This is a genomic window from Natronocalculus amylovorans, assembly GCF_023638035.1.
GTDB lineage: Archaea > Halobacteriota > Halobacteria > Halobacteriales > Haloferacaceae > Natronocalculus > Natronocalculus amylovorans.
This window is the reverse complement of record NZ_JAKRVX010000003.1, coordinates 122,919-135,246: the sequence shown is the minus strand read 5'-3', so window position 1 is coordinate 135,246 and position 12,328 is coordinate 122,919. Positions and strand designations below refer to the sequence as shown.

Here is a 12,328-nt window from a genome sequence, read left to right as displayed (position 1 = left end):
AGGTTCTTCCCAACTAGTTGTATGGTCTCACTCCCGTTTGAGCGTGCAGATCGAATACTTATTGGCGCGGCAGTACTCGTTGGGCTCTGTTTGTTTGCCGCAGTACTCGCTCCGCATCCGTTCTTTGCTGGCCCATATGTTGATGGTGATGCTGGAGAGTACACACACTTTGCGGTGTCAGAGGATGATTCTCGATTCGCTGAAACGGTTGAGTTATACGATCTTGATCCGGATGATTCGATTGATATCTCCGAATTAACACCTGCTGGTGCTGCTGTGTTCTTACAGACCATCAATGCAAGCGAAGGGGATGATGGGTGGAGCCAGTATGAATTACAGGTCTGTGAGCCATGGCTCCTCACCTGTGATACGACACGGGACGCACCGACCGATTTCACATACGGTGTAGGTTCAGCGAGCGAGATTTTTACATTCGTTACCTACGATGAACGGACATACATTCTTCAGACAGGGCTTCTTCCGGGAAGCGAGTCGGTGGCCAGTGGACCAAGCATTGGAGAGACAACTGAACTTGTCTGGCTCTTTGGAATTCTGCCATACGTTGTCTTCATGCTTGCAGGGACTGCACTCAGTGTGACAGTTGGGAACCGTGAATGGGGCAGTATCCTTGTTGTCGGTGGAACAATACTGTTTATTGTGGGGCTTGTGCTTCCATATGTAGAGCTATACACCAGTCTCTCTGTGGCAGAGCTTGGCGGGTGGCTCCCTGTCACTGCTGTCACTGCGGCCTTGTTTTCACTTGCAGTCACCGTATACCTGACCGTGCGATACGCAGAAACAACCGTCAGTGCACAGCGAAGACAGCGTCAGTAGCGACGCCCCAGCAGCGGTGGGCTACCGCTAACAGAAGTTCTGCGTTGCAAATATTTTGATGCCGTCGTCAGTTTCAATCGCGACCACACCAATCCCTTGACCCTCCCAATGCTCATCGAGCATATTATCCCTGTGGCCTGGCGAGTTGAGCCACTGGGTGACAACACCCTCCGCAATATCAGATTCTGATTCATGGACGACCGTTCCATCATCCGTTGCGATCGGTTGGTCATACCATGTTTGTGCAAGATTCTCTCCTCCCGTTCGATACCAGCCGTCATCCGAAGAGACCTGACAGCGGTAGCCAAACCGTTGGTACCGATCGCCCAGCGTTTCTCCATCCGGTGCCGTATGTGCAAAAAAGTCCTCTGTTGCCATGCGCGTGGAGTGATACCGTGCGATCTCTCTGAGATCAGTATCGAATGTCACCGGATCTACTCCTTCGGCTTCCCGCTCACGATTAACGACATCATGGATCTCTTGTTCAATACGTGACTCAGAAACCTCTGAGACGGTTGGCTGTGGTTGCGTGTCCGGTTGATCTGCCGGTCGTTCAGTAGCTGGTGCTAACGGATTCGACTCCGTATCGAGTTCAACTGCTGGCAGTTGGGTGGTATCGAACCCACCTGCTGCAAGTACAATTGCAAGCGATACCGCAACAACAACCACAAGTCGCAACGTGATCGAGATGAGTGTGCCAATGATCGATCGAAGCTGTCGGATGGTATGAACTTGGTGAGAGAGAGTGTAGATAGGTGGTCCCGATCGATCCATACATAATAGGCGAGTGAAAGGAAAATAAAATCGCGGATCGTCTGTATTGTCGATAGAACAACTAAAACGGATCTTTATACGACATACGGTATTATTGTTTGGTTGATTTGTAAGACAAATTTGTTCGCTGCGTACTGAATACATGACTTTTTGAACGGACTGATCGCAGATGCGATCGGCTCCCTTGGCATGCTGAGCGCCCAGCTCAGCGAGTCATGTACGGGCTCTCCGAACGTACGTATAGTACATAACTGACATCAATGGTCCGTACAGCGCGGGCTATTCACACTCAGCTACGGAGCGGGACCATCAACCCCCGAAAGAGTTAGTACTGTAGAATCGGTTAGGACTAACCTAAGGGTCAACAAAGTTTTAACAACGGAATGGGGACGGAGGGACACCCCCCAACACCATTATCAACACCCTCAAACCCTCTACCTCCCGTTTTCTGACCTACCAAAAATCTGATATCCATGATTACGCACCTAAACTCTCATTTTCCTTATCAATATCGAGGTCATGAACCCACTGCGAACGCCGCTGCTCAAGTTCCTCGAACGGCTCTTCCTTATCATAATGCCGCTTGATCGTATCCGGGCTCGCGTTCACTCGCTCAGACACCACCTCGATCGGAATCCCACGATTCAACTGCCACGTGATCGATCCAGTACGGATCGCGTGGGGACCTTTCGATGACGGGCACTGACTCTGTTTCCGATGAACTTGCTTGAACTCACACGTAGACGGAACCTCACCATGTGGACACGATCGGAACCAACACGGGAAGGTCGCTGTGTACGTCCAGTTTCGAATCGTTGTCTTCGATGCCCGCCCACGACGAGACGTAAACAACGGTTCACGACTGCGATCGTCGCGAACATCCCAACGCTCTCGAGCGATGTACGTATCAAGCACATCAGCAACCTGCGGGCTAATCTGCACAGGTCGCTCACCATCGCTTGCATTTTTCAACCGCGTACCAGTTCGGTTCTTGAAATGCAGGTACGGCCCATCCTCGATGTAGTCTTTGAGATCGAGTGCCTGTAGCCCACCAAGACGGCACCCAACACACCAAAAAATCTCTAGTACTGCGTGCATCGGTTTTCCGTAGTACGCAGTTGAATTCCTGAAGAAATCCAAGAGTTCTATCGCGTCTTTCGTTTCCAGCCGATCGCTGCTACTGCCATCTTCTTTCGAAAGCGTAGGTACGTCGATCCGCTCCGGTAGCGTCGGGTCCACAGCCTCGATCGTGACACAGTAATCTATCAGCTGCTTCACTGCAACCATGTCACCGCGAACAGTTGCAGGCTTCACCTCCTGACGGCGTTTCCGCTCATACTGGTCAATCACCCAGCCGTTCACTTCGCCGATCGTCTCGATACCATTCTCTTCGAGAAAGTGAACGAACTCGTTGAGCTGGTATCGATACGTTCGAATCGTCCAGTCAGAGCTGCTTGCCTTCCGTTTTGAAAGAAAATTCTGCTGTGCTTGACGTGGTGTTAGGTCAGACGGCTCGATCATTTCGATCGACCTCCAACAATCGCATCACAATAGTAGCACGCAAACACGCCGTCACCAACCGGAACGAGCTCACGTCGCGTTCCACACCGATCGCAGTACGCAAACTGTGTGATGGTCATCAGTAATCGTACCCCCATCCGCAGCGATCGCACCGAACTTCATTCTCTGTCTGATCCCACTCGGTGTGTAGCTTCCACTCTTCAGAATCGAAATCAGCCTCATCCCACCTACCGACTACTAAATGTCCGGTTGCAATCTGTTCATCCCACACCATACCGCCGCAATCACACCGCTCAACTGCCTCTCGATCTAAACGCCGTTTGGTTCCGGCGTTCGGAATCACATCGACACTCGTCGGTGGAATCGGTGGCGTTGGTTTCTCCTCTCGATCGGTCTCTTCACTCATTCCGATCGGCCTCCGATCGAACCGTAATCAACTCAGAACCGAGCATGAACCGATCGACCCGCTGCAACGACGCACACAACCTACAGCTTGGGGTGCTTCTGTTTGCGTCGAAGCCAGTTGCCGATCGAATATGACAGTGTGGGCATGGGCGATCAGTGGGGTTATTGATGGGCGGCGCATCTTGTCGTGTGCGGGTTCTCACACCCGCAGAGCTACTTTGGCTCATTGTTTGCGAACAGTGAAGCCACCACAGGGCGGCGCTGGGACGCCGTCCTTTCTACTACACCCGACAAGACTCATCTACAACCAACAGGTGACTTCACAGTACACAATTAAGCTAGGTGTGCATAAATGCACTGATTAATTGAATTCAAACACAATGAGTGATTAAGGCTATAGTGTGCTATTACTCACTATCCAATGCACACATTGTGCATTAATGCAATGTGTGTGCTAATGAGAAAGAGTGGTGCATGGATGACGATCTGGGATGATAGAATCTTAGAGATTATCCGAGATTCAGATTCCGGTAATGCAACAGATATTGCCAATCATAAGTACATCAGGGTCTCTCGATCTACGATCACACGCCGTCTTAGTCGGCTTGCTGATCATGGGCTTCTTACGCATTTAGGAAATGGTGTTTACGTCATCACCGACCAAGGAGAGCGGTATCTTGAGGGTGAGCTTGACGCTGATGAACTGCAGGATATGAGCGAAGGAGAGGGTACTGCGAGTGCATAGATAGAATGGGCTCTCCAATACGAAAGACCGGGCGGTGGATGCAACAGCTTGATGAACGAATTCTTGAACACCTTGCCGAAGAAGGTTGGTCAACCCCTGAATTGATTGCTGACGATCCGAGTTTCAACGATCTTCAATGTTCCACTGCTCGTGTTCGCGAGCGCTGTCGTGAGCTGACTGAACGAGAGTTGATCGAGCCAGTTCATTCAGATATGTATGAGATTACAACCTGGGGATTAGCGTACCTGCGTGGCGATCTAGATGCAGATCTATTACGTCGATGGTCACAGGAGCAATGAGCGCAGTGTCATAGCTACTTACTCCAATACTAAAATAAAAGTAATATGAGTTTTTACTTTAACAGGAACTAACTCATATGGGAAAATTAAAACCAATTATATCTCTTGCAGCCCTACTTCTTGGTTTTATTATAATGGTCGTAGTTACGTATGATATACTGTTTCATACAATTTCCCTTGGGTCAGCAGGAACCCTCTTTATTGGATTTCTGCTTTTTATATTTGGCTTTTTACTCCTTGTAAGCGAATCATCGGAACATAATTCTGTTATAATATACGATAAGCGGTTTGCAATTGGTGAAAAACAAGATATATCACCGATTGTTAGCCAAAAACACGAATATATCTCGTCTGTAATCCCACTGCTCAATGAAATAGGGGAGCAGATTGAATTACAAGAAAGCTGGAAATACGGAGATCCAATAGAAGAGACTATTAATTTAATAAATAAACAGCTTGCAATTACTGAATATTTGAATTCTACCGAAGAAACAGATGGTCTTAGAGTTGTTGATTATCGGAGCGATAATGAGATTATTGTCGCAAACTCCGAAGACGAATTGAGTTTGGCTAAAGGTCTATTATTCAATGTATTCTCAGATGATAATCATTGTGGAATTGTGAATGGCCGAATTGGAAAAGCTGAACTAATTGAGTCTGAGAGTACGTCAGGTAAATTATTTGAATTTGTTATAACCGAATGGAAAGACGATGATGAACACTGGAAAAAAAACGCAGAAAGTGATCTCAAAAATGGGTACGCAAGGATGAAAATTTTAACTGACGACGTAGCGAACATTGAAAAAGAGCGGTTACAAACGACTCTAAAGACGCTCCAAAAAATTAGATATGAGCGAGGACTCAAATATGACTATTAAGGGTAAGGTGGCCGAGACTATAAACGAATATACTGTTATGACTAATCTTGGTACTAAAGATGGAGTTACAGAGTCCCAAAGATATGGAATTTACAAAATAAGCGACCCGATTGAAGATCCAGATAGTGGTGAAGACCTTGGACAGATTGAATATCGCATTGCAAGAGTAAGACCAGTTGAAATTGAAGAAAAATACTCGATAATGGTGACGGATGAAAACACGGGAGGACTTGACTTCTCGTCTTATTTTACAAGTGTACCCAAGAGCTTAACAAAAAACCCTTCTCTTGACAATCAAGATGTGTCTAGAGGAGACATCGTAAAATTGATGATGGATCTAGATGACGAAAAATAATCATCTTTTACTTTCCTAATTCTCTGGGCGAATCACCCCCACACGAAAAAAGGACACCCACACGCGTGGGGTTGCACGTCGTAAAAATCCCTTCCGCGTTTTTGCACAAGTAATCCGGTCGGTGGTTGTGCGAAAATTACCGAATCGCGATCGTCTGTACACATATCGTGGCCCAGCCCAACGCCAAGAGTTGGCCTATTTATATACAAACACAGTTTGAGTCACCGCAAAACCCTATGATTTCGAGGTGGTTGTGCAATTATACGAATCGAAAAGACAGATACTCGTGCTCGAGAGTAGGACAATCTCAAAGAAGCAACTGGTGAGAATGTAACATCGAAAGCGCTCGATCGAGCCTCAGACTAACACATTCGAATCGGTGTGGGTAAAATGTGGAGTATTTGAACGAAGATATTGGCGTGAAAAACTCGATTGATTTTAGAGTTCTTCGATCGAAAACGGCAGCGAGTCGAATCGAACGGTAACTGTTCGTTCTGCCGATCGCGCATCGATCCCGACTGACTGGAATAAGTTAGCCAGTTGCTCACGATACACTGCTGGTCGATCTTCCATAATCGGGCCACTTGCTCGTCCGTCTATTGGGCTGAGTCGATTTCGAAGGTACACCTCACAGAATGCCAACCGGACTTCTTCAGAAGCATCAAACAGGCGCGGCGGGACTCGAAGATCGTCGTCAATTGCCTTCTGTCCAAGCGGAGCACCCATACACACCAAGACACGCCCAAGGAGTGACGCATGCCTCTCTGGCAGGATCTCTGTCGATCGGCTGTCCACATTTTCATGACGGCACCGAACCGAAGACCCAAGCTCTCGGAGTGCCGTTTCGATCGCGTCAGTCACAGATGGGCGATCGACGGTCCACGATGGTACGTACAAGTCGGATGAAATCGAGCCACCTGAGAAGATTCCTGCAACGAGGGTAGAAAAGTGGGTTTGTCGCGCAGTATCCAACTCTCCAAGCCACCCCAACGTGTGTGCTTCATCGACTGCACGAGCTGCATCCGGTGCTCCGTTCTCGTCTACCCACGTACGGATACGACTTCGTGGGAGGTCAAGTGCAGATGAGACTGCCATAGACTTCTGTTGTGGATGCTCGGCGCAGTATTCAAGGACACGACGGTACTGCTGGACGGATTGCGCAGCGGAAAGCCCGCCGGTCGGTGAATAGGTATCAATTAGAGGAGATTCATTGCAAAAGATTCCTCGCCCACCTGGAGTGCTCATTCTCATTGTTGATAGGTGACCCATCGATTTTAAGTCACTTGGTGAGTAGTTGGTACTAACGACACAAGTACTTGGCAAGAAGGATGTGTGCGGCCTCAGTTGGCCTGCAAGTGTTCTGATGTATCAGACAATGATAAGCCCTTCTACCGGTCATACGTGTCAAACGTGAAAACATGAAACTCAAAAACTTATTCACAAACGATCGCGCAGTCTCTCCAGTCATAGGGGTTATCCTCATGGTCGCAATCACTGTCATTCTCGCAGCAGTGATCGGAACATTTGTCATTGGTCTCGGTGACGATATTGGTAGTACCACACCAAGTGCATCTGTTGACGCAAGCCCTGGGGACGGATTGGATGATTTTGAGGCGGATGAAACTCTTGTAACGTTCACTCACCGAAGTGGTGACTCCATTAGTGCAGATAACTTAGACGTGGTTGGTAGCTTCAACACTTCAAATATTGATGTAGAAAAAGACATTTCTCAAGGAACTTTCAATGCTGGAAGAACACTTGATGCAAATGCAACAGAAGCTAGTGATGAACTAGAAGCAGGTGACACTGTTTCACTTATATTTGATGACGGCGATCGCTCAACCACACTCAAAACATACGAGTTCACTGAGTCCGACGTGTCTTCATAAGCTTATAAACTCATAATTTCTCATTATTTTATTGTAATATTACAAAGAGCATACAACTGATTGACCTATCTCCAACGTTCATCAATCACTGCTCGATATTGTAGCGCGAGAACAGGCGTATTAAATTGTTGTATAGTTACTGGGTCTAGATTTTTGCGTGCAGACTGCATATTTTTTCTTGACTCAATTAAGTGAGTCAGAGCTGCATCAATTACGTCCGAAGTTGGTGGATCGTCATCTGGCCCACTGGCTACAATCTCTGAAGCCCGATCGAGCAACAGCTGCCGTTCATCACTCAGCCGAATAGTTGTCCGTTTACTCGCCATTTTAAGTACCAATGTATGACCGGCCAACGAAACCCGTTGGTTTCGACTCACTGAACACTCGTTTCTTTATATTAACCACTCTTCCACCGTCACCGACCACTCCCGATCGCGGCCCAAGCCCACGCGATCTATGCACACTCACCACTCCCAACCGGCCCAACGTGTGCATACATCGGGTCGGTTGAATACATCTGAGCGCAACCCCACGGGGTCGGAGTTGAGAACCCCTTTCCACGAGGTTCATAGCCGAAACACCTCATCGAGATCTGGAAGCCCATCTTCGTTTACAGCTCGGACAAGATAGCAGGCTTTGCCGACGCGCTGGATGTGCATCGGTTGGTCGTCCGGCACAGCTCCCTGACCGTCTAATACGCCGTCCATCTGCAGTTCATCGCGATCTAACGCCACCAGTGGCGTACCGTCGTGATTTCGTAGAGTACGAAACATCGAGAAAGCGGGCCATCCGATTGTACTTAACAATTACTGTGACTGTACTGCGAACGATAGAGTCACGATAGGAAACCTATAGAAAAACTGAGTTATATGATGGAGCGGACGGTCGTCTGACCGTCGTTATGGCACAACAACAAGTTGATTTGATCGACGTAGGAGCATTGGTAATATTCCCGGTGATGGCGAGCTTTGTGCTCGGTGTCTTCAGTTTCGGGTTGAACATTTTCGGCGGGTATGATTTCGCCACCCCATTGTGGGAAGGAGCTGGCGCGGAGATCTCCGTTGCACTCATTCTCACTGTTGCCTCGATCGCGTGGATTGTGGTGACGAACGAGCTGGACGGGTCGAATTACGAGCAGTGGGAGTACCTCGGTATAGCGGGCGTTTTCTTGCTCGTACCACTGTACTCGTTCGTCCCTGCGTTCCAGACGCTCTTGGATACGAGTGACGCTGTGAAGTTCGTTGCATGGATCGCGATCGCGGCAGTCGCGGTGTGGATCAGCTACTCGGAGTAAGCCAATGATTCAATTATCACACTTTCAAATCCGCATAGCAGCCGCAACCTTTGCGATCGGTGTTGTGGGCTTGGGCGCGTTCATCCTCGGGGGTGCGCTATGAGCACCGAAGTGATGGATCGACGCGCGTTCATGCGGCGATCGGCAGCAACAGCGATCGGAACCGTTGGAGTGGTCGGGGCAAGCAACAAATTTGATCGGCAACCGGTCGGTGAGGCTGAAGCCATTGCTCCCGCGGTCGTTATCGGCGCGGCCACTGCTGGCTCTGCTGCGGCTGGCATGGCTATCGGCTGGACGCTCCGCGAAACTGAGGCGATCGGCTCGAATCCCCCACCTGAGGGGATGACTCCTGATGCACTCCAAAAAAACGTCGCTGATGCAATCACTAACCGACAGTCGGACAACGCAAGCACGTTCGTTGATAATGATACGGTTTTCGTTGGTCTCGATCATGCTGCATATGCCGATGGGAAGATAGCTGCAATCGATGCACTAAATGAACAAGTATCTGAATCAGACGTGCTCGATGCTGCCCACGAAGCCGTCACTGAATATCAATCAACAGTACTTACAAACCTCATTCGCTCGTGGAATGAGTCTGCACAACAGCTTGAATATCTTGTCGAATCCATCCGCGAACATGACGAACTCACGGTTCCCGAGTCCTTCGATAACGTTGAACTCAATGAATACGGGAGCGGTGCGTGGGATGGAGACAACCCCGATGACGACATTACTATCGAAACGATAGAATACGAGCTCCCCAACGGGGACACTCATGATCTCGTAGAGATTGAGACCTATGTCTACTTTGACGGTGGTCACCAAGGTAGCCAAGAGGGAGACCACACAACTCATTGGACTCCCTTTGACCGTGATAAAACATCGAGCAGTGTTTCTATGACGACGGGTAGTAACATAGACTCACGCGATTATCATATTCGGTCGAAGGTCAAGCCGACGCTTGACTTCGACGCTCCCGAATATCTCGATTATGACGACTGGAACTCTGTCGTCGAAAAAGTCAATGACGAATTTGACGACGTAAAAGATGGTCTTGAAACATGGGTCTCTGGCGTCTATGGAGAGGTTCAAGCTGGCGATCTCGACACTGAGGAGCTATTCACAAGTCGTGAATTGGCCGAACTCATGCCCGATGACGAAGGCTACCCGCAAGCGGTCGCTGATCTCCAAGCACTCAATATCCCCGTCGATCTCGAACGTGAGGCGGAGGTCTATCTCCATGACATAGATGCAACTATCTACGGGTCGCTTGCACTCACTGAGCCTCCCGACGACGGTATCAACTCTGGAGAGAGCTACGACCCTGACGATCTCGATGGGTCCGTCTATCTCACGTACGACATATCACGCGGTCACGGTACGTGGGGCGATTTCGAGGAGGGTATCGACGGTGGGGTTCTCACGTTCACCGCTGAACCCTTCGATGAGACTCTTTACACTGTTGAAACTGTTGCTGGTGAGACTGTCCATATATCGGGTTCCGACTTCGACTCTGAAGGCGAAGACGACGAAGACGGACCTGAACATTGGACTGTTGACCTCTCCGACGATCTAGACGACTCTGTTACAAACGTCGAATCAATCGAATTCTACAGTGATATGGACCAAACGCAATACGAAACCGTCCAATTGCAAGATGAGTTCACCATCGAATCAATCACTGATTCTGATGGTGAGGAATACAACAGTGCTGAGTTTTCATCAAGTGAACCACAAACTGATGACAACTATATCTCATCCGATGAGTGGGACGCAATGCGCGAGGAAAATGAAAGACTGATCGAGAAATACGAGGACGCTCAAGGCGGTGGAATTTCATTTCCCGAATTTGATAGAGGTGGTGGTATTGTTTACGGCGTTATTGCCTTGCTCATTGTTTTCATTGCTGGGTCGGTGAGCACGTCATGAAGACAAAGCTCACGGTCGTACTATTCGTACTCGTTGGATCACTCATAATGGGAGTTAGTGGTGTTGCCGCTCAAGCTACTGATACAGCCCAAGCCCAACAAAATGAGAGTCACCCACTCCATGTTGATAATCATGTCCGAGTCGTGGATCACGAGTACGATTCAGAAGCCGAAGTCTTTCGGATTGTCTTCGAAGCCGATCGGCCAACACGAGTGACGATCTCCGAATCTGTCCAACAGCCCGAGGGCGCAGGATCGTTCTCCATCATGAGTGAGCGAATCCTCCCCGGCGAACAAACCGTTTCAATCCACGTCCCTCGATCGGCGGGCGAAGCAGCGGTTTCGATCACGACGAGTGACTCAATCAGTGAAGGCCGTGGCGTGTACGTTTCTACAGGAATCACACAAACTGGTGGACCATTCGCCGGCACTACCTCAACGGCAGGCTGGTTTGGTGGAGCGTCGGTTGTGTTTGCGATGTTATTCGCCTCTGCATGGCAAGTCAAGCGTAAGAGATTGAAACAGCCGGAGGAACTCACATGAGCGACACTGCTCCAACGTTTGCAACCAACCGCGATCGCCTCACGTACCTCTTAGGCGAGTACAGAGTCCCGCTGACAGTAATCGTTCTCGCAGCGGGAGTGTGGGCTGTTTGGGCCTCACCACAGCTGCCGCAGCCACCAGATTCGTGGCTCGCATTCAGTGCTGCGTGGGGCGTGCTCGCATTACCAACGTACATCCTTTGCCGCCGGATCGTTTCGTGGCTCCACACGCGAGATTGGGTAACAGTCTACCACATCAACAGCGTTGAAGATACGCGGAAAGTCTACCGCGTCGATCCCGACGTTTGGGCTGAAAAGTCCGTAGACGGACCCGCACCGTACCCAGTTAACGGCGGTTCTGCGTGGGAAGTTCGCGAGTTTGAATACTTGGATGACGTGGAAGAGCTTCGAGTGAAAGGCACATGGATGAGTGCAACACTCGATTCGAACCTTGTCACGTCGAAAGCCATGATGGAAGACGTTCACGGCTTCCTCGTAGACGGCTACATGGAACTCTCACGCCTCCGTGCGCGAATCAGTAGAATGGGGCTCGAAATACAGCACGCTCTCATCAACGAGGAGGCAGAAGCTCGCGAACGCGGCATCATGCTCGATCGGGATGCAACCCGACAAGCATTCGAAGATGCTCGGGAGGATACAAAAGGAGATGATGAGATCGAGCTACCGGAGATCGAAGACTACCGAAAAGAATCGTTGGTGGAACCATTCAAGCCGGACCCACTGAGCGAACAAACAGCGACGGACGGAGGTGTAGAGAAGTGAGATATTCTCCCAATAAAGATGTCGACCTGTCCACAATCGATACTGTGTGTCTTGATTCTGATCGGTTTCACTCGACAC

General features: G+C 49.4%; 18 protein-coding genes. 10 read left to right on the top strand and 8 right to left on the bottom strand.

Translation table 11 applies throughout. The features are described from left to right. Positions 1-21 precede the first annotated feature (21 nt). A complete protein-coding gene (locus AArcSt2_RS08775; protein ID WP_250584002.1) occupies positions 22-834 on the top strand; it encodes a hypothetical protein in 813 nt (270 codons plus the stop codon). 27 nt (positions 835-861) lie between these two features. Here the strand turns inward: AArcSt2_RS08775 and AArcSt2_RS08770 are convergent, their stop codons facing one another. From AArcSt2_RS08770 to AArcSt2_RS08755, 5 genes are all read right to left on the bottom strand, one after another. Further along, a complete protein-coding gene (locus AArcSt2_RS08770; RefSeq protein ID WP_174653853.1) occupies positions 862-1,608 on the bottom strand; it encodes a CAP domain-containing protein in 747 nt (248 codons plus the stop codon). Positions 1,609-2,085: 477 nt separating this feature from the next. Next, positions 2,086-3,129 carry a tyrosine-type recombinase/integrase gene (locus tag AArcSt2_RS08765; protein WP_250584000.1) on the bottom strand — a complete coding sequence of 348 codons (1,044 nt, stop codon included), beginning with the start codon at positions 3,127-3,129 and terminating at the stop codon, positions 2,086-2,088. Further along, positions 3,126-3,248 (bottom strand): hypothetical protein, encoded by a 123-nt coding sequence (locus tag AArcSt2_RS16715; RefSeq protein ID WP_302928662.1) that lies wholly within the window; start codon positions 3,246-3,248, stop codon positions 3,126-3,128. Before AArcSt2_RS16715 ends, AArcSt2_RS08765 begins: the two co-directional genes overlap by 4 nt. Then, entirely contained in the window at positions 3,248-3,535 is a 288-nt protein-coding gene (locus AArcSt2_RS08760) for a hypothetical protein (protein WP_250583998.1), read from the bottom strand. The genes AArcSt2_RS16715 and AArcSt2_RS08760 overlap by 1 nt, the downstream gene beginning before the upstream one ends. Then, on the bottom strand, positions 3,528-3,761 hold the full coding sequence (locus AArcSt2_RS08755; protein WP_250583996.1) for a hypothetical protein: 234 nt from the start codon (positions 3,759-3,761) through the stop codon (positions 3,528-3,530). Before AArcSt2_RS08755 ends, AArcSt2_RS08760 begins: the two co-directional genes overlap by 8 nt. A 230-nt stretch (positions 3,762-3,991) precedes the next feature. Between AArcSt2_RS08755 and AArcSt2_RS08750 the strand changes: the two genes are divergently transcribed. From AArcSt2_RS08750 to AArcSt2_RS08735, 4 genes are all read left to right on the top strand, one after another. Further along, complete coding sequence (locus AArcSt2_RS08750) at positions 3,992-4,279, top strand: helix-turn-helix domain-containing protein (RefSeq protein WP_250583994.1); 288 nt, start codon at positions 3,992-3,994, stop codon at positions 4,277-4,279. Between the two features lie 5 nt (positions 4,280-4,284). Beyond that, positions 4,285-4,578: a hypothetical protein gene (locus AArcSt2_RS08745; RefSeq protein WP_250583992.1), complete on the top strand. Its 294-nt coding sequence runs from the start codon at positions 4,285-4,287 to the stop codon at positions 4,576-4,578. A gap of 77 nt (positions 4,579-4,655) precedes the next feature. Further along, positions 4,656-5,456 carry a hypothetical protein gene (locus tag AArcSt2_RS08740; protein ID WP_250583990.1) on the top strand — a complete coding sequence of 267 codons (801 nt, stop codon included), beginning with the start codon at positions 4,656-4,658 and terminating at the stop codon, positions 5,454-5,456. Next, positions 5,428-5,811, top strand: coding sequence for a hypothetical protein (locus tag AArcSt2_RS08735; RefSeq protein ID WP_250583988.1), 384 nt, complete (start codon positions 5,428-5,430; stop codon positions 5,809-5,811). The genes AArcSt2_RS08740 and AArcSt2_RS08735 overlap by 29 nt, the downstream gene beginning before the upstream one ends. Positions 5,812-6,249: 438 nt before the next feature. Here the strand turns inward: AArcSt2_RS08735 and AArcSt2_RS08730 are convergent, their stop codons facing one another. Then, positions 6,250-7,062, bottom strand: coding sequence for a hypothetical protein (locus AArcSt2_RS08730; RefSeq protein WP_250583986.1), 813 nt, complete (start codon positions 7,060-7,062; stop codon positions 6,250-6,252). A 167-nt stretch (positions 7,063-7,229) separates the two neighbouring features. Here AArcSt2_RS08730 and AArcSt2_RS08725 point away from each other — a divergent pair, with 167 nt between their 5' ends. Further along, positions 7,230-7,700, top strand: coding sequence for a type IV pilin domain-containing protein (locus tag AArcSt2_RS08725; protein ID WP_250583984.1), 471 nt, complete (start codon positions 7,230-7,232; stop codon positions 7,698-7,700). Between the two features lie 65 nt (positions 7,701-7,765). Here the strand turns inward: AArcSt2_RS08725 and AArcSt2_RS16810 are convergent, their stop codons facing one another. Further along, positions 7,766-8,026, bottom strand: coding sequence for a DUF7386 family protein (locus tag AArcSt2_RS16810; RefSeq protein WP_425493655.1), 261 nt, complete (start codon positions 8,024-8,026; stop codon positions 7,766-7,768). 240 nt (positions 8,027-8,266) lie between these two features. Further along, entirely contained in the window at positions 8,267-8,473 is a 207-nt protein-coding gene (locus AArcSt2_RS08720; protein WP_250583982.1) for a DUF8053 family protein, read from the bottom strand. Positions 8,474-8,601: 128 nt separating this feature from the next. On the opposite strand from AArcSt2_RS08720, the gene AArcSt2_RS08715 reads away from it, so the two are divergent. From AArcSt2_RS08715 to AArcSt2_RS08700, 4 genes are all read left to right on the top strand, one after another. Beyond that, a complete protein-coding gene (locus tag AArcSt2_RS08715; protein ID WP_250583980.1) occupies positions 8,602-8,994 on the top strand; it encodes a DUF8023 family protein in 393 nt (130 codons plus the stop codon). A 99-nt stretch (positions 8,995-9,093) separates the two neighbouring features. Then, on the top strand, positions 9,094-10,926 hold the full coding sequence (locus AArcSt2_RS08710; RefSeq protein ID WP_250583978.1) for an Env/VP5 family phage fusion protein: 1,833 nt from the start codon (positions 9,094-9,096) through the stop codon (positions 10,924-10,926). Next, complete coding sequence (locus AArcSt2_RS08705) at positions 10,923-11,468, top strand: DUF8063 family protein (RefSeq protein ID WP_250583976.1); 546 nt, start codon at positions 10,923-10,925, stop codon at positions 11,466-11,468. Before AArcSt2_RS08710 ends, AArcSt2_RS08705 begins: the two co-directional genes overlap by 4 nt. After that, positions 11,465-12,250: a hypothetical protein gene (locus AArcSt2_RS08700; protein WP_250583974.1), complete on the top strand. Its 786-nt coding sequence runs from the start codon at positions 11,465-11,467 to the stop codon at positions 12,248-12,250. The genes AArcSt2_RS08705 and AArcSt2_RS08700 overlap by 4 nt, the downstream gene beginning before the upstream one ends. Positions 12,251-12,328: the final 78 nt, after the last annotated feature.